The following is a 17,471-nucleotide window of genomic DNA, read 5'->3' on the forward strand; positions in this document are numbered from 1 at the left end:
GCCAATGGATAACAAATATTCTGTGATTGTGGTGGGTGGTGGCATTGTCGGGCTCAGTATTGCGTTATCTGTCCAGAATCAAGGCACGGGCGTTTTATTGGTCGACAAAAACCAAATTGGATCTGGTGCTTCATTTGGCAATGCAGGGCATATCGCCACGGAGCAGGTTTTTCCTGTGGCTGACCCCTCCGTTTTGAAATCAATTCCTAGCATGTTGCTCGACCCGTTAGGCGCATTGCGTATTGATTGGCGTTATATATTGCCGCTCACACCATGGTTACTGAAATTGTTGGGCAATATGCGCCACAAACCGTTTATGCATATTCACCACGTTCTCTCCATGCTCAATGGGGCATCATTGGCTTCTTGGCAGGCATTTTCTAAGCAGTGGCAGTTAGAGGATTTAGTCAAAATCCAAGGTTCTTTGCTGGTGGCTGAGAAACAGTCGACCCTCGAAAAACTGCGTCGCCACGGTGAGTATTTAAATAGCATGGGGGTGCATAACCAATTCTGGGATCAATCCCAACTGTTGGCACAGCAACCTGAACTTGCCAATAACCAAATCGGTGGATTGTTCTATCCCGAGACTGGACATGTGGTGGATCTCGCCTTAATGCATGAGCGATTAACTCAAGCATTCATACAGTTAGGGGGAAAAGTCCTGACTGAGTGTGAAGTCACGGCGATTGATTCGTCATCGGCGAGCCAAGCTCATTTAACCACATCACAAGGCACATTTATCGCTGATAAAGTGGTGATTGCGGGTGGTGCATTTTCGAAATCGTTAGTGAAGATGGTGAGCCGCATTAATGTGCCGTTAGAAACGGAGCGCGGTTATCACTTGATGCTGCCAAATGAAAAAGGGCGTTTATCAATTCCCATTTCCAGTATGGATCGCCGCTTTATTATGACGCCGATGAACGGTGGGTTACGTCTTGCGGGTACGGTGGAATATGCAGGACTAAAACGCCCACCGAATATGCAGCGCGCTCGTCACTTTTTACCGTTAGCTAACCCGATGCTAAAAATGCCATTGGATAGCCAGAATACCAGTGAATGGATGGGTTTTCGTCCCACTATCTCAGATTCCTTACCGGTCATAGACCAAAAAGGTCCGTATGTTTTTGCTTTTGGGCATCAACACTTAGGGCTAACACAAGCGGCAATTACCGCAGATATCGTTAATAACATGATCCACGGGCAACCGACACCGCTCGATTGCTCGCCTTTTTCGATAAAGCGCTTTCTTTAATTCAGGAGAATTATAATGAATTTTCATGGCATCCTTGTTCCGTTAGTCACTCCGTTTCATGATGATCTTTCATTGAATATCACGGCGTTAGCAGAGTTAACCGAAAAACTGATCGCCAGTGGTGTGACTGGGTTAGTTGTCTGCGGCACCACGGGTGAGTATTACGCATTAAATGAAGATGAACGTAAAACCGTATTAACCACGGTCAGTAAAATTGCCAAAGGGCGTGTGACACTGATCGCAGGGATTAATGACTTATCTACCGAGGGCGCAATTAAACGCGCAGCACAAGCGAAAGAACTGGGCTACGAAGGGTTGATGCTGTCGCCGCCTCCGTACAGCCTGCCGGATCAAAACGGCGTTTATGCTCACTACGAAAAGGTGGCGAAATCCACCTCGCTACCAATCATTATGTATAACTTCCCAGCCCGTATTGGTATCGAAATTGAGTTAGATACCGTGGTGAGATTGGCTGAAATCGACAATATCGTCGCTATCAAAGAGAGCAGTGGCAGCTTTAGCCGCGCTCTGCATCTGTTACAAACGCCATTTAAAAACTTTGAAGTGATTTGTGGCTGTGATGACCAACCTGTGGACTTTTTCTTCTGGGGCTCGAAAAGCTGGATTGCCGGTGCAGGTAATGTTTTCCCTGCCGAGCAAGTGGCGATTTTTAACGCATCGCAAAAAGGGGATTGGGCGAAGGCGAAGCAGATCATGCAAGAGATTTACCCAGCCATTTATTCCATGGAGTCAGGTAATTATAACCAAAAAGCCAAAGCGGGTTGCTTAAAAGGCACCTTTAACGTGGGGCCAGTTCGTTTGCCTCTGTCAAATATTAGCCAGCAAGAACGTCATGAGTTTCTTGCGCTGATCAAACCATAGCGAGGTTGCATATGTTGATCACCAAAGAGCAGATATTTGAGCGAGCAAAACAGAGCCAACTGTGGGCGGGGAATTTAATTGCGGGCTACCAAAGTGGTAGCGCCAAACTCAAAAATTATACGCCTATTGATAATAGCGCGATTGGTTATATTGCGGATGGCAGCGCGCAAGATGTTCATGCAGCCGTAAATATTGCTCGAGAAACCTTTGAAGAAGGGTGCTGGAGTGGGTTATCTCCCCAAGAACGTAAGCAAGTGATGCTGCGCTGGGCGCAGTTAATTGAAAAGCACAGTGAAGAGCTGGCGGCCTTAGACTGCGTGGATGCGGGGAAACCCATCACGGAATGTTTGCACACAGACTTACCCGCAACGGTGGAAACCTTCTATTGGTATGCGGAAGCTATCGATAAACTGTTCGGAAAAATTGCGCCAACGGGTCGCCAAGAAATGGGGCTGATTGTTCATGAGCCGATTGGGGTTGTGGGCGCAGTTCTACCTTGGAACTTCCCTGCTCAAATGTTTGCATGGAAAGTGGCACCGGCGTTGGCGGTCGGGAACTCGGTGATTGTTAAACCCGCAGAATTAACTTCCTTGAGTGCCTACCGCATGGTGGAACTGGCTTATGAAGCTGGCGTCCCTAAAGGTGCGTTAAGTTTAGTGTGTGGACTAGGTGAGAAAGTCGGGGAAGCCTTAGGACGCCATCCTGATGTGGATGTGGTGTCGTTTACTGGTTCAACCGAAGTGGGGCGTTTATTCCTGAAATACTCCGCGGAAAGTAACCTAAAAGAGATTGTCTTGGAATGCGGCGGGAAAAGCCCGCAAGTGGTGTTTGAGGATGCGGACTTAGATGCGGCTATTCCACATATTATGGCGGCAGCGTTCTGGAATATGAGCGAAAACTGTAGCTGTGGCTCTCGCTTAATTGTGCATGAAAATGTCAAAAAAACCTTACTCGAAAAGTTAACTGCGGCGACATCAACATGGCAAGTGGGAGACCCTCGCGAGGCAGGAGTTTCTATTGGTCCAATGATTGAACAGGCGCATTTTGAAAAAGTGAAATCGTTTTTAGATACCACCGTTAAAGAAGGTGGAAAATTGGTAACAGGAGGAAAAATACATAGTGACCTCGGCTCAGGATGGTATATAGAACCAACTATCTTTGATGCCGTTACGCCAGAAATGTCTCTCTTTCGACATGAAGTTTTTGGTCCCATTTTAGCCGTCACATCGTTTAAAACCGATGACGAGGCGGTCAATTTAGCCAATGACACTCACTACGGATTGGCTGCATCGTTTTATAGCCAAAATGTCCATCGAGTGATGAATATTGCACGTCGTATCAATGCGGGGACGGTGTCCGTCAACGGATTTAGCGAAGGTAATATCACCACGCCATTTGGTGGTTTCCGTCAGTCAGGTTTTGGTGGAAAAGACAACGGCTTAGAAGCCTTTGAGCAATACACCCAAACGAAAGTTATCTGGTTTATCAATCAGTAAAATGACATTGACCTGAACCTTGCGGGGTTCAGGTTTCGACCCTTGCAAATACACAAATACAATTACAATAGTCGAGGAGTACATATGGAAGCCATCGTTAATACCATCGTTGGTTACATCTGGGGTAATGCTCTCGTATTCTTATCTCTGGGTGTCGGTCTCTATTTCACATTAGCAACACGCGGTGTTCAGTTTCGTTACATCGTCAAAATGGTCTGTTTATTAAAAGGAAATAAAGCATCAAAAGACGGGATTTCCTCATTCCAAGCCTTCTGTTTAGCATTATCGGGGCGTGTTGGGGTCGGTAACATTGCAGGGGTAGCAACAGCGATTGCGGCAGGTGGTCCCGGCGCAATTTTCTGGATGGTCGTCATGGGCTTACTTGGAGGCGCGAGCGCCTTTATTGAGTCTACACTGGCGCAAATTTATAAGCAGCGCTCAGATGATCAATATCGTGGTGGTTCACCGTACTATATTGAAAAAGGATTGAAATTAAAGCCTTTTGCTATCTTTGTTGCGGCAGTGATCTGTTTATCTTACGGTGTGTTGGTACCGAGTATTCAAGCCAATACCATCGCGGATTCGTTCCAAACGGCATTTAATATTCCACCAATGGCAACAGGTGCATTAGTGACGGTATTAATGGCGTGGTTAATTTTTGGTGGCGTGAAACGTATTGCGAGCGCAGCCGATAAAATTGTTCCTATCATGGCATTAGCTTATATCGTGATGATGGTGATTATTCTGGGCAGCCATTGGGATAGCGTGCCTGGCATGTTCAGCTTAATTTTCCGCAGTGCGATGGGAATGGATGCGGTATTCGGTGGGATCGTGGGAACCGCGGTGTCTTGGGGCGTGCGTCGTGCCGTGTTTTCAAACGTGGCAGGAGTCGGTGAAGCGACGTTCAGTTCCGCGGCGGCAGAAGTTAGCCATCCGGTCAAACAGGGGCTTATCCAAGCATTCTCTATCTATATCGACACCGTGGTTGTGTGTACAGCATCGGGACTGATGATTTTAGTCACCAATATGTACAACGTTTTCCCTGATGGTTCAGCGACTGCCCTTGTGGAGTATGTGCCAGGTGTGGCAGCAGGAACTGCATGGACTCAAATGGCAGTTTCTACGGTATTTACATCGGCGGGTGCGGGGTTTGTCTCTATCGCGGTATTCTTGTTCGCCTTCACAACGCTTATGGCTTACTACTATATTGCAGAAACCACCATTGTTTATCTTGACCGTAAGCTTAAATACCCTGTGTTGAAGCTGATTTTGAAATTTGTCTTCCTAGTGATTGTCTTTATGGGCAGCGTGCAATCAGTCAGTATTATGTGGGGACTGGGTGATATCGGCTTCGGCAGTATGAGCTACTTAAACTTGATTGCGATTGTCTTTTTATCGAAACCCGCTTTAAGAGCGTTACGTGATTTTGAAAGACAAACTAAATTAGGGGTTGATCCGGTGTTTGATCCGAAGGCCGCAGGTGTAGAAAACGCAGAGTTATGGGAAGAAATCAGTCGTGAATATCATGCGCAAGGCGTTGGGATTGATAAAATCGATGGTTCTGGGAAGATAAACGAGAAATTACTTAAGGAAGAATAACTTAGATTAGAAATGGCGGTGAGGGAGGGATTCGAACCCTCGATACGTTGCCGTATACACACTTTCCAGGCGTGCTCCTTCAGCCTCTCGGACACCTCACCGTTTTTCTAAATTGTGGTTGTAGAATTTGTTATAAATAACTTGTCCTTCAACGGGGCGCTACTATAGGGAAAAGAGCGCCTTCCGTCAACTCCCAATTAAATAAAAATCCACTTTTTTCTATCGTTTAGCTAAATAAAAACCAATTTGGTTACTCTCTAATCTTAATAAATTACGGTTGATTAGAAATTGATAATAAATTGTTTATTTAAACTTCAAGTAATTAATCCAGATTCCGTTAACTCCTTAACAAAATCCTCATCTTATGGATATAAATATGGGGTATTGACTTGAAAATAAACATCATTACGCACACTCTGGTGGAAACCTATAAGGAGTTGCCATGAATATTTTATTTTACCATCCATTTTTTGATGCCAATCAGTGGATTGATGGCATGCGTGCTCGATTGCCTCAAGCCAATATTCGCCAATGGAAGCCGGGAGATACCCAACAGGCAGATTATGCCATGGTATGGCTTCCTCCTTATGAGTGCCTTGCGGGTCGCCAAGACTTAAAAGGAATCTTCGCATTAGGCGCGGGGGTGGATGCGATTCTAAAGCAAGAGCAAGATAACCCGGGAACATTACCGGCAGGCGTTCCACTGATGCGCTTAGAAGACACGGGTATGGCCATTCAAATGGAAGAATATGCCGCTGCAAAAGTCTTGTATTACTTCCGTCGTATGGATGAGTACCGTCAGTTACAATCCCAGCGTCAATGGAAACAACTGCCAGCTTACACCCATGACCAGTTTGTGGTGGGCGTGATGGGCGCAGGGGCGTTAGGTCAAGCCGTGGCAAAACGCTTAGCCAGTTTTGGTCTTAAAGTCAGAACGTGGAGTCGCTCAGAAAAGCAGATCCCAAATGTGAAAAGTTACTATGGGCAAGACCAGTTAGCGGATTTCTTATCAGGAACCCGCGCGATTGTGAACCTGCTACCAAGCACGCCAGAAACGGTGGGTATTTTGAATCATCAATTATTCAGCCAGCTGGAACAGAACGCCTATATTATTAACCTCGCCCGAGGTGCGCACTTAATTGAGCAAGACTTGCTGGAAGCATTAGAAAAAGGGCAAGTTGCAGGGGCGTCTCTCGATGTTTTTGCCACTGAGCCACTACCACATATGCACCCATTCTGGACACATCCACGTATCGCCATTACGCCACACGTTGCCGCGTTTACGTTGCCGAATGAAGCGATGGATATGATTGCGAGTAATATTCAGCGGATTGAAAGGGGTGAGCAGCCAGAGGGGATAGTTAATTTAGCCCAAGGCTACTAAATCCTCTTCATACTTCACGCTGTGGCGTTGTTGTCTGCTCTCGGTCACTCGGGTCACATACTTTTGTATGCTCCCCGAGATAACCTCGTTTGACGCCTAGCCACAGCGCGAATTATTTTGAGGATGCTTCAGTTATCAGATATCTGATTTTTTAAGAAATAGTCACTATTCATCATTGATGTCTTATCTCGATTTCTCAAAGCGTGGGTTTTCTGTTTTTTCAGGTATACTGCATCGCATCATGATCACGAAAAAGTGATTGCAGGAAAATCGCCACAGGAAGAAACCCATGAATGAATTCTCAATCGTCTGCCGTATTTTAGGTACCTTATTTCAACGCTCTCCGGACGATGCGCTTGTGAAGCCTCTTATCGATATGATTGCTCAAGATAAGCTCAAAGCCTCATGGCCCTTGGAGCAAGATGAGCTGTGGGTAAGAATGGCTAAGGCAGTGGATCACAAGGCTATCACGGCGGATTATCAATCAATGTTTGGTAGTGAGCCAACGGTTCCACCTTTTGCTCACCGCTATGATGAAGAAATCACTGAAGCGGAAATTCGCGAATTTCTTGTGACTCGTGGAATGACCTTAACCGATGCCCCAACGGATGCATTTGGTGCGCTACTGTTAGCCGCATCATGGCTAGAAGACCAAGCTGCTGAAGACGAAACCGCCGCGCAGGAAGAGCTATTCGACAGCTATATCTTGAGCTGGTATGGCGCATTTCTGGGGAAAGTTGAAGCTCACGCGACAACGCCGTTTTACCGTACATTAGCGCAAATTACCCGCGATGCCGTCATTGCACTGCGTGATGAGTTAGAATCTGACTCAGAGAGTGGTGATGAATAAGTGACACTGTCACTTAAAGACTGATGATTGAGAGAAGATAGGTGTGGAACCGTCTTCTCTCATCATAGGTTAAAAGGATAGACACAATGACCTCGACAAAACTTCACGGCTTAATGTTGCTCTTTATTTCACCGTTAGCACTGGCACAAGTGGATAATGATCTGCCTAGCTATAATAAACGCATGGTTAATTACAGCACGGAATTTCAATTTGACCCGCTTTACGGAAAAGTAAAAGAATTAACGCAAATCATGAACGATGAGAAAGGGCTCAGCAAAAGAGTGACTGTGTCTTTTAATCTCCATGGCTGTCTCAATAATTTAAGTTATTACAATAGAGACAGTGAAACAGCATTTGTGATTGTCAGAAAATTTAAGCAACTTTATTACTTAGTCGATAAACAAAAATTCAAAGGTTATGGCATCGATAAGATGTGCAATTTACAAACCGGAGAACTGCAAGATTGGAAATATTATTATCGTGATGGTCTTGTTAATAAGATCACTCAAGGAAAGAAAGAGATAGCGACGTTTGTTTATGGTGAACATTTTTTACCGATAGAAACGACATATTTCGATGGAAATGAAGTTATTAATACAAAAAATGAATACTTTTTCACTAATGGCTTAGTCACTAAAATTCTGTTTCATACGACGAAAAATCAGCAACCGTTTGTCGAAACAACTCAAAAATGCACCCATTATGATGATCATAAAAACCCAACAGTATGTACCAGTGTGGTGACATACAGTGATGGACGGGTAGAAAAATTCGATTTTGAATACAAAACGAGTTATTACGAGTGACTTTTTAGTATTAAAGATAAATGGCATTCCAATAAAAAAGCAACCTATCAGAAAGGTTGCTTTTTTCATTTTTAGATTATCAATTTATCAATCAAAAATATTTATGGTCAATTAATCAACCATTGGAATAACTAATTTACCCGGTTTGATTTCTAAACCTTTAGCGAGTTTTTTCGCAGTCGCTTCTGCGGCGCTGTTATCAGGGTTGAGCACGTAAACAGGCTGAGTCGCGAAGAAGGTATCAAGGGAGCTATTTAAATACGGGATCACCACGGAAATGGCGGTTTCCATATTTTCTGGTGTAATTTTATATTGGGTAATTTTCAGCTCTTTCAAATAGATAGAGCCTGTTTGTGCATCAAAAACAGGGCGCGCGGTTAAGGTCAGTGCAATATCGGCCGCCGCAGCACCAAGTAGTGAATTCATTGTGACAGTGGCTTCGCCTTTTAATGCAATAATGCCTGGTTCGCTACGACCAATTTCTGATTGCAAGTTATGTAAGGTGATATCCGCATCTGCAAATCCAGTAATGCCGATATTATTTTCGTACTTAACCTTGGTCGCAAGGTAACTGTTAATTTGTGATTCACTGATAGTAAATTCGGTTAATTTGTCACAACCCGTGAGAATAAATAGCAATCCAAAGATAGATGCCAAGAAAATGTTTTTCATAATCACTCCTTTATACAGTAATAACCCAAGTGTAACGTATTACTGCCCGCTCAACATGACTGTTTCAATTTTTTTACGGTTAAATTGGCGATGAAGCGCCCACAAAGTGATAAAACCAATAGTGCCGAGCAAGAACCAAGGAAGCTGAGGGATATTCCATTGGTGCCCAATATCGTACATCCAACCGCCACCGGTATAGCCAACGGCACCGCCTAGCGCAAGACCGAGTCGACTAAAGCCCATATAACTACCACGAGCGCGAGGGTCGGCAAGGGATGCACTCAGGGTCTCACGAGCAGGGTCGGCGGTGATAGTCCCCAAATAGAAAATACCAATCAACACAAACAGAATATTGACCGATGTGGTCATACCGATAGGGAACATGCTCAGGCTCATTAAAAATAACCCTGCCATCAAACGTTGCTCTAATCGGAAATGTTTTTCGCTCCAACGGGCAATCGGATAAAGCAGTGTCAGGGAAATTGCCGCTTCAATAGCATACATCCATTTCACCGCCGTTGGTGTGCCAGCCAATTCGTTAACGGCGATAGGAAACATCAGCATTACTTGTACTGACAGCATAAAGTAGCCAGAAAGCGTGATCACATAAGTCACAAAGCGGGTGTCTTTCAAGACTCGACGCATCCCATCACGAATAGGGGCTTTGATGGTGGAAATGCGATAAGCAGGAAGTAGCCAAGCATTAAGTAGAGCCGCAATCACAAACACTGCCGCGCCAGCCCAGCAAACATAGTGGAAGTCATACTGTAAAAGCCAGCTACCAATTAATGCCCCAATCACCGCGCCAGCGCTGTCCTGCATAAACAATAATGAATAAAAACGCCCACGCTCATAAGGGCGGGTCAATTTAATCACTAAAGCGGTACGAGGAGGGTCAAACAAGGTGCCGCCAAGGGCAGACAATATACAAGAAAGCCATAACACCCAAGGGTCATACGCCAAAGCCATCAACACAAAGCCTGCGGCACGCAACAGCATCCCGATAATAATTAACGGTTTTGCACCAAATCGGTCGGCAATCGCGCCCCCAAAAATCCCAAATCCTTGCTGCACAAACTGGCGAAGTCCAAGGGCAAACCCAACCACCACAGCTGCCCAGCCAAGCTGCTCAACAAAGCGAATTGAAATTAAAGGGAAAACCACGAAAAAGCCAAGAACAACCAGCATATTATCGAGTAAAAGGAAATATTTGCCGAGGCTTCTTGCCCGTGATACCTGCGCCATGAAACACCATAAAAAAATAGTAACGGAAGGAATGATTCTTATTAATAGTATCAGGAGTTTGGCGGGAATGATGGTATATGCACCATGATATTTTTTTATCGATAAATCCGTCATATTTCCCATTATAGGGGTGTTGGCTACGTTCGTTCGCCCTCGTCACATACTGATGTATGCTCCAAGGGACTCACTCACTTGCCGCCTACCTCTAATGTGAACTATTTTAAAGCGAAATATAATCGGGACATCGGAGGTTCCTGAAGTATTATTAGTTTATGTATTTCTAATGCTCTAGCTTAAGGTGAAAAGCACGAAATAGGAGTATCTAGGGTTTATCTGTAAACATCAATCGTGAGTTTTTTACGTACACATGAAATAAAACAAAACCAACCGCTCAAAAAATGACTTAATTATAGAGAGAATTGAATTAGTTAAGTGATAAATTTAAGTTATAATTCAAACATCGAAAGTAAGACTGGTAACACTACTAATTAAGGGCTAACGATGTTTGGTTATCGTTCAAATGAACCCAAAGTGCGTCTAATGACAGACAGAATGATTATCCGTTTAGCCTACGAACGAGATAATTACCGACTTGCGGACTATTACAGCTTAAACAAAGAGTTCCTAACCCCATGGGAACCTACCCGTGACAACTCTCATTTTAACCCTTCAGGTTGGAACAACCGCCTACATGCCATGAGCGAAATGCATCGCCAAGGCAGCGCGTTTCATTTCCTTTTATTGGATAAAGATGAAAACGAAGTGATTGGCGTCGCGAATTTTAGCAATATTTTACGCGGCTCCTTCCATGCGTGTTATCTGGGCTATTCGCTGGGTGAAAAATGGCAGGGACAAGGGCTGATGTACGAAGCTTTAACCCAAATTATTCGTTACATGCAAAAACACCAAGGCATGCACCGCATCATGGCGAATTACATGCCCCATAATATGCGCAGCGGTAACTTGCTCACTCGCCTAGGTTTTGAACGTGAAGGTTATGCAAAGCAGTATCTCGAAATTAATGGAGAATGGCGCGACCACGTCTTAACGGCATTAACCGACAATGAATGGAAGTCGACTAAAGCCTAAACATTTACTCTACAATCGTAGTCAGTTTTGCCATCCGCTGTTAAACTGCTGCGATTGTCTTCTTTTAGTCTAGCAATCATGAATTTATTAAAATCTTTAGCGGCAGTCAGCTCGATGACGATGATGTCACGGGTTTTAGGCTTCATTCGTGACGCCATTATTGCCCGTGTATTTGGTGCGGGAGCGGCTTCTGATGCCTTCTTTGTCGCCTTTAAACTCCCTAACTTATTACGTCGAATTTTTGCTGAAGGGGCGTTTTCTCAAGCATTTGTTCCCATTCTTGCCGAATATAAAAACCAGCAGGGCGAAGAGGCCACGCGCACGTTTGTAGCCTATATTTCGGGGATGCTTACATTAGCATTGGCGATCGTGACGGTTGTCGGCATGTTTGCTGCGCCGTGGATCATTTATGTGACGGCGCCGGGTTTTACCACGAATGCCGATAAATTTGCGCTAACGACAGATTTATTGCGTGTGACGTTCCCTTATATTTTCTTGATCTCATTGGCATCTTTAGCGGGTGCGATCCTTAATACGTGGAACCGCTTTTCGGTACCCGCGTTTGCACCGACGCTATTAAACGTCAGCATGATTTTCTTTGCAGCGTTCGCTGCGCCGTATTTTGACCCGCCGATTATGTCTCTGGCTTGGGCTGTTCTTGTTGGTGGTGTGCTGCAATTGGGTTACCAATTACCGCATTTAAAGAAAATTGGTATGTTGGTATTGCCACGTTTATCGTTCCACGATAGTGGTGTTTGGCGAGTAATGAAGATGATGGGACCGGCGATTATCGGGGTTTCTGTCGCGCAAATTTCATTAATTATTAACACGATCTTCGCCTCATTCCTGCAATCAGGTTCGGTATCATGGATGTATTATGCCGACCGCTTAATGGAGTTACCTTCAGGGGTGCTTGGTGTTGCACTGGGTACCATCCTATTGCCATCGCTCTCTAAAAGTTTTACTAGCGGAAATCACCAAGAATATCGCCATTTAATGGATTGGGGATTACGTTTATGTTTATTACTGGCACTACCGTGTGCGGTAGGGCTAGCGATACTATCTGAAGCGTTAACGGTTTCGCTTTTCCAATATGACAAATTTACCGCTCACGACTCCTTGATGACCCAGTATGCATTAATGGCGTATTGTGTGGGCTTAACGGGGATGATCTTAGTGAAAATCTTGGCGCCAGGTTTCTATTCACGCCAAAATATTCGTACTCCTGTAAGAATTGCGATAGTCACTTTGATTCTGACTCAGTTAATGAACTTAGCCTTTATTGGGCCTCTGCAACATGCAGGTCTAGCCCTGTCTATTGGGCTGGCGGCGTGTTTTAACGCCGGTGTTTTGTATTGGCAGTTACGCAAGCAAGATATTTTCCAACCGCTAGCAGGCTGGCGTGGTTTCTTAGTTAAATTGTTTGTTGCCTTGGCGGTGATGGTTGTGGTGCTATTTGGCGTACTACATTTTATGCCACCGTGGCAAGACGGCAATATGCTGATGCGCATGTTACGTTTGATGGGGGTAGTGATTATTGGAGCAGGGAGCTACTTTGTGGCGCTGTATCTATTAGGCTTCCGCCCGCGTGACTTTATGAAGCGCAGTATTGCGTAGTTCTTAATTCGCATATGTATTAGCTTTACATCGAACAAACTCCCCCCTCAATCGAGGGGGAGTAGACAATTACGGATGATAAGCACGCTCGCCATGAGTGGTAAGATCCAACCCATCGCACTCTTCCTCTGGGGAAACCCGCAGACCAACTAACTTATCAGCTAGTTTAAAGGCGATAAATGCCACTACACCCGACCATACAATGGTAACCACAATACTTTCAATCTGAACAAATACTTGATGGGATAACGTGACGTTGTCACGATAACCAAGTCCCCCAAACAGCGTCGAGGTAAATACGCCTGTGAGTATGCAACCAATAATACCGCAGGTGCCATGGATACCAAAAACATCGCACACATCATCGGCTTTTAACCAACGTTTTAAGACGACAACGCCCCAAAGCCCAATAATTCCCCCGACAACACCAATAACAAGTGCACCAATAGGACCAACAGTACCGGCCGCAGGTGTGATAGCGACTAATCCAGAGATACAACCGGAGCAGCTTCCAAGCATGGAGGGTTTTCCTCTCAATAACCACTCAGTAAATGTCCATGAAAGGATAGCGCCAGCCGTGGCAATCACTGTGTTAATAAACGCCAGTGCGGCAATATTATTGGCACTGCCTGCGGAGCCTGCGTTAAAGCCAAACCACCCAATATACAGTACAGCGGTACCCATAAAGACCATCGGTAAGTTATGGGGCTTTAGCACCACTTGGCTGTAGTCACTACGTTTACCCAGCAAATAGGCACCGACCAATGCAGCGACAGCGGCGTTAATGTGCACCACGGTTCCGCCTGCAAAATCGAGAGCGCCATCATCCGCCAGCCATCCACCTTCAGCCCACACCATATGCGCGATAGGTACATAAGAGAACGTAAACCAAATCACGGTAAAAATAAGAAGTGCAGAGAAACGCACGCGTTCTCCCAGTGCTCCGACAATTAATGCGAGGGTAATAACCGCAAATGAGCCTTGGAAGGCAACATGGATATATCGATTAATGGAACCCGATAAATCGTCGATGGACATCGCGCTTAGAAACGTTAAAGAACCATCCCCAAAGATTTTATTTCCTGCGGTGAAAGCGAGGCTATAGCCGAATACAAACCAAAGAATAATCACCACACTAAAAATCAGCATTACTTGGGTGATCAGCGATAACACGTTTTTGCTGCGTAATAATCCGCCATAAAACAGTGCAATGCCGGGGATGGTCATAAAAAATACCAACGCTGTGCAGATCAACATAAAGGCGTTATCGGCTTTATCAACGGCATTCACTTCCGACGCATAGGCGGGAAGTGCGAAATAACTTAAGGCGAAGAGTGCGGCAGGTAACCATAATCGTCTCATTATTTATCTCCCTTAGAGTGCGTCATCGCCGGATTCGCTGGTACGAATGCGAACAGCTTGTAGAAGTTCAAAAACAAACAGCTTTCCATCCCCCACTTTCCCCGTATCTGCGGTACGAATGATCGCATCGAGAGCGGGTTCCAGTAGGTCATCGCTGATAGCGATTTCCATTTTGGTTTTGGGTAGAAAACTCACTTCATATTCCGCACCACGGTAAAGCTCCGCGTGACCTTTCTGTCTGCCATATCCTTTGACTTCACAGATGGTCATCCCTTGTATTCCTAATTCAGTGAGTGCTTCACGAACATCTTCTAATTTGAACGGTTTAATAATTGCGATGATGTACTTCATAAATCCCCCTGTCTTTTTGAAAAGGCAAAAGAGATAAAGCAAGCATCGTGCCAAATGTTAAATTTCTGTTTTTTAGGGTGTAATGGATTGAAATGGGGAGAAATAATGAGAGGTTGCTCACCAATTAAGTGCAAGCTGTCTATTGATTACAAAAAATTGCTCAAAAATAGTGCAAAAAAGAGAGGGGAAAGGGGGGCGTGAGAAGTGAAAAGTAAAAAGCCCACCGAAGTGGGCTTTAAACAAAAGAATAAAACTTACATTCTTTCGACGGTTTCGATACCTAACGTATCCAGACCCGCTTTTAGGGTTTTTTGCGTTAATAAAGCCAGTTTTAAACGGCTTTGACGCTGTGCATCGGTATCTGCGGACAAAATAGGGCAATGTTCATAGAAACTAGAGAACAGACCCGCTAAGTCATACAGATAAGCACACATAACGTGTGGCGTACCTTCACGTGCAACCGTTAAGATTGTCTCTTCAAACTGCATTAAACGTGTTGCTAATGCCATTTCGTGTGGCGCTTCTAATACGATTGGCAGGGTTAAATCTGCTTCGGTAATGTCTGCTTTTTTGAAGATAGAGGCAACGCGGGTATAGGCATATTGCATATATGGCGCGGTGTTACCTTCAAAGGCTAACATATTGTCCCAATCGAAAATGTAGTCAGTGGTACGGTTTTTAGACAGGTCAGCATATTTAACCGCGCCGATACCCACGACATTTGCAAGATTCAGTAATTCCTCTTCCGCCATATCCGGGTTTTTCTCACGGATTAGCGTTTGGGCGCGTTCAACGGCTTCATCTAACAGGTCGGACAGACGAACAGTACCGCCTGAACGGGTTTTGAATGGCTTACCGTCTTTTCCTAGCATCATTCCGAACATATGGTGCTCAAGCGCCATGGATTCTGGAATATAGCCCGCTTTACGGACGATAGTCCAAGCTTGCATTAAATGTTGATGCTGGCGGGAGTCGATGTAATACAAAGAGCGATCCGCATGCAAGGTTTCATAACGGTATTTTGCACAGGCGATGTCGGTGGTGGTGTACAGGAAACCGCCATCTTTCTTCTGGACGATAACGCCCATCGGTTCGCCTTCCTTGTTTTTGAATTCATCAAGGAAAACGACGGTTGCACCTTCGCTTTCTACGGCTAAACCTTTGGCTTTTAAGTCAGCAACGATGCCTGGTAGCATGCTGTTATACAGGCTTTCACCCATCACATCATCTTCCGTTAACGTGACGTTTAAACGGCGATAAGTTTCTTGGTTCTGTTGCATGGTGATATCAACCAGTTTACGCCACATTTTACGGCAGTATTCATCACCAGATTGTAGTTTCACCACGTAACCACGGGCACGAACGGCAAAGTCTTCATCTTCGTCGTAATGTTTTTTCGCTTCGCGATAGAATTCTTCGAGGTCTGAAAGCGCCATATCGCTGGCATCTTCATTTTGCACTTTTTCTAAGTAAGCAATCAGCATCCCAAATTGTGTGCCCCAGTCACCCACGTGGTTAGCGCGGATTACTTTGTGACCGATAAACTCTTGGGTACGTGCTGCAGCATCACCAATAATCGTGGAGCGCAAATGACCAACGTGCATCTGTTTTGCAACGTTAGGCGCGGAGTAGTCAATCACGATGGTTTCGGCTTTAACTGGTGCTAGGCCTAAACGGTCGCTGGTCAGCGCGTTTTCTGCGTGAGTGGCAATCCATGTTGGGTCGATAAAAATGTTGATGAAACCGGGACCGGCGATTTCAATTTTAGATGCGATACCTTCGAGATCTAATTGGCTGACAATTTGCTCGGCCAGTTGTCGGGGAGGCAGACCCATTTTTTTCGCAGCTCCCATCACGCCGTTAGCCTGATAGTCACCAAATTGCGCTTTAGCTGATTGACGAACAAGGGCGTCACAGCCTTCTGGAGCTCCCGCTGCTAGCATTGCAGCACTGATTTTATCTGAAAGAATAGCCTGAATATTCACCGGATTACCTTAAATAACGAACATAGTTACCGCATTGTGCCATTTCATGGGCGTAACTAAAAGGTGGAAGAGAAAAAACGGCAGGTTTTATACCATATTTTGGGGGAGTCGTGCTACAGTCTGGCACTTGTTTCACTTTTTATTATCTTTGTTTTTTATCAATAGAGTTATGTGAATGTTAGATTTCGATAAAATCCCTCAGTTAAATGATTTGTGGTGTGACCTACCTTATTTTGAAAAAAAAGTGACGGCAATGGCGCACGCACTCGGCTTATCTTTGACAGATTATGTGATTGACCATATTTCTGTACGTTGCCATCATCAGGAAACCGCAGAGCGTTGGCATGATGGGCTATTGCAATGCGCCGAGTTACTTTCAGATAACTTGATTAACGGTCGCCCAATTCGTCTTTATGACCTGAAAAAGCCCATTCAAGTTGCTGGGCAGGATGTTTATATTATCGAGCTGCCTTTTCCAAAAGATAAAATCTATCCTCAAGAGAGCTGGGAACATATTGAAATGGTCATTGATGTCGCGCCAGAATTATTGGAAGAGACAGCGCGTCGTTTATTACCGGACACACTACCGGAGGGCTACTCCTATAAAGTGAGCCAACCTAAAGGTCAGCAAGAAAGACTGCCAAATCCGACTTTGGCCGTGACAAACGGCTTAATTACCCTCAAATATCACCCATTTTCCCTTAGAAACATCGTTGAAAGCGAAAAATAAGTGATGCAATTAACGTTATTGATCATTATTTAGAGCCAACTCTAAATGGTGTGATATCACGCAGATAACATTTAACAAAAAGTGGCATAGTTAGTTGAATGCCTAATAAAAAGCACGTTTTGGCCCTCAATTTTCAGCTCATATTCTACTG

At 44.8% G+C, this 17,471-nt stretch carries 15 protein-coding genes and 1 tRNA gene; 10 read left to right on the forward strand and 6 right to left on the reverse strand.

Annotated elements, in window-relative coordinates; genetic code table 11:
• The first annotated feature begins 4 nt into the window (after positions 1 to 4).
• From GKR61_RS03490 to GKR61_RS03505, 4 genes are all read left to right on the forward strand, one after another.
• Entirely contained in the window at positions 5 to 1,252 is a 1,248-nt protein-coding gene (locus GKR61_RS03490; protein ID WP_154599323.1) for an NAD(P)/FAD-dependent oxidoreductase, read from the forward strand.
• Positions 1,253 to 1,267: 15 nt separating this feature from the next.
• Positions 1,268 to 2,134, forward strand: a complete 867-nt coding sequence (gene dapA, locus GKR61_RS03495; protein ID WP_108478204.1) for a 4-hydroxy-tetrahydrodipicolinate synthase — start codon at positions 1,268 to 1,270, stop codon at positions 2,132 to 2,134.
• A gap of 11 nt (positions 2,135 to 2,145) precedes the next feature.
• A complete protein-coding gene (locus GKR61_RS03500; protein ID WP_036954587.1) occupies positions 2,146 to 3,630 on the forward strand; it encodes an aldehyde dehydrogenase in 1,485 nt (494 codons plus the stop codon).
• A gap of 84 nt (positions 3,631 to 3,714) precedes the next feature.
• Positions 3,715 to 5,229 (forward strand): alanine/glycine:cation symporter family protein, encoded by a 1,515-nt coding sequence (locus GKR61_RS03505; RefSeq protein ID WP_154639549.1) that lies wholly within the window; start codon positions 3,715 to 3,717, stop codon positions 5,227 to 5,229.
• 13 nt (positions 5,230 to 5,242) lie between these two features.
• Here the strand turns inward: GKR61_RS03505 and GKR61_RS03510 are convergent.
• A tRNA-Ser gene (locus GKR61_RS03510) sits at positions 5,243 to 5,330 on the reverse strand.
• Between the two features lie 341 nt (positions 5,331 to 5,671).
• On the opposite strand from GKR61_RS03510, the gene ghrA reads away from it, so the two are divergent.
• The 3 genes from ghrA (at position 5,672) to GKR61_RS03525 (ending at position 8,269) form a co-directional block, all read left to right on the forward strand.
• Positions 5,672 to 6,613, forward strand: a complete 942-nt coding sequence (ghrA, locus tag GKR61_RS03515) for a glyoxylate/hydroxypyruvate reductase GhrA (RefSeq protein WP_154599322.1) — start codon at positions 5,672 to 5,674, stop codon at positions 6,611 to 6,613.
• A gap of 289 nt (positions 6,614 to 6,902) precedes the next feature.
• Positions 6,903 to 7,463, forward strand: coding sequence for a TorD/DmsD family molecular chaperone (locus GKR61_RS03520; protein ID WP_154599321.1), 561 nt, complete (start codon positions 6,903 to 6,905; stop codon positions 7,461 to 7,463).
• Positions 7,464 to 7,549: 86 nt separating this feature from the next.
• Complete coding sequence (locus GKR61_RS03525; RefSeq protein WP_154599320.1) at positions 7,550 to 8,269, forward strand: YnfC family lipoprotein; 720 nt, start codon at positions 7,550 to 7,552, stop codon at positions 8,267 to 8,269.
• A 111-nt stretch (positions 8,270 to 8,380) separates the two neighbouring features.
• Here GKR61_RS03525 and GKR61_RS03530 read toward each other — a convergent pair whose 3' ends face one another.
• Both GKR61_RS03530 and mdtH read right to left on the reverse strand, forming a co-directional pair.
• A complete protein-coding gene (locus GKR61_RS03530; RefSeq protein WP_036954568.1) occupies positions 8,381 to 8,941 on the reverse strand; it encodes a lipoprotein in 561 nt (186 codons plus the stop codon).
• Positions 8,942 to 8,980: 39 nt separating this feature from the next.
• On the reverse strand, positions 8,981 to 10,186 hold the full coding sequence (gene mdtH, locus GKR61_RS03535; RefSeq protein ID WP_036954565.1) for a multidrug efflux MFS transporter MdtH: 1,206 nt from the start codon (positions 10,184 to 10,186) through the stop codon (positions 8,981 to 8,983).
• Positions 10,187 to 10,687: 501 nt separating this feature from the next.
• On the opposite strand from mdtH, the gene rimJ reads away from it, so the two are divergent.
• Positions 10,688 to 11,275, forward strand: coding sequence for a ribosomal protein S5-alanine N-acetyltransferase (gene rimJ, locus GKR61_RS03540; protein WP_036954560.1), 588 nt, complete (start codon positions 10,688 to 10,690; stop codon positions 11,273 to 11,275).
• A gap of 78 nt (positions 11,276 to 11,353) precedes the next feature.
• Positions 11,354 to 12,892 carry a murein biosynthesis integral membrane protein MurJ gene (gene murJ, locus GKR61_RS03545; protein ID WP_036954556.1) on the forward strand — a complete coding sequence of 513 codons (1,539 nt, stop codon included), beginning with the start codon at positions 11,354 to 11,356 and terminating at the stop codon, positions 12,890 to 12,892.
• 69 nt (positions 12,893 to 12,961) lie between these two features.
• Here murJ and amtB read toward each other — a convergent pair whose 3' ends face one another.
• From amtB to argS, 3 genes are all read right to left on the reverse strand, one after another.
• Entirely contained in the window at positions 12,962 to 14,254 is a 1,293-nt protein-coding gene (gene amtB / locus GKR61_RS03550) for an ammonium transporter AmtB (protein WP_108478197.1), read from the reverse strand.
• Between the two features lie 12 nt (positions 14,255 to 14,266).
• Positions 14,267 to 14,605, reverse strand: coding sequence for a P-II family nitrogen regulator (locus GKR61_RS03555; protein WP_036954549.1), 339 nt, complete (start codon positions 14,603 to 14,605; stop codon positions 14,267 to 14,269).
• 254 nt (positions 14,606 to 14,859) lie between these two features.
• Entirely contained in the window at positions 14,860 to 16,590 is a 1,731-nt protein-coding gene (argS, locus tag GKR61_RS03560) for an arginine--tRNA ligase (RefSeq protein WP_036954545.1), read from the reverse strand.
• A gap of 175 nt (positions 16,591 to 16,765) precedes the next feature.
• Between argS and GKR61_RS03565 the strand changes: the two genes are divergently transcribed.
• Positions 16,766 to 17,320, forward strand: a complete 555-nt coding sequence (locus GKR61_RS03565) for a VOC family protein (protein WP_036954540.1) — start codon at positions 16,766 to 16,768, stop codon at positions 17,318 to 17,320.
• Positions 17,321 to 17,471: the final 151 nt, after the last annotated feature.

Source organism: Providencia sp. wls1916 (assembly GCF_009706585.1).
GTDB lineage: Bacteria > Pseudomonadota > Gammaproteobacteria > Enterobacterales > Enterobacteriaceae > Providencia > Providencia lanzhouensis.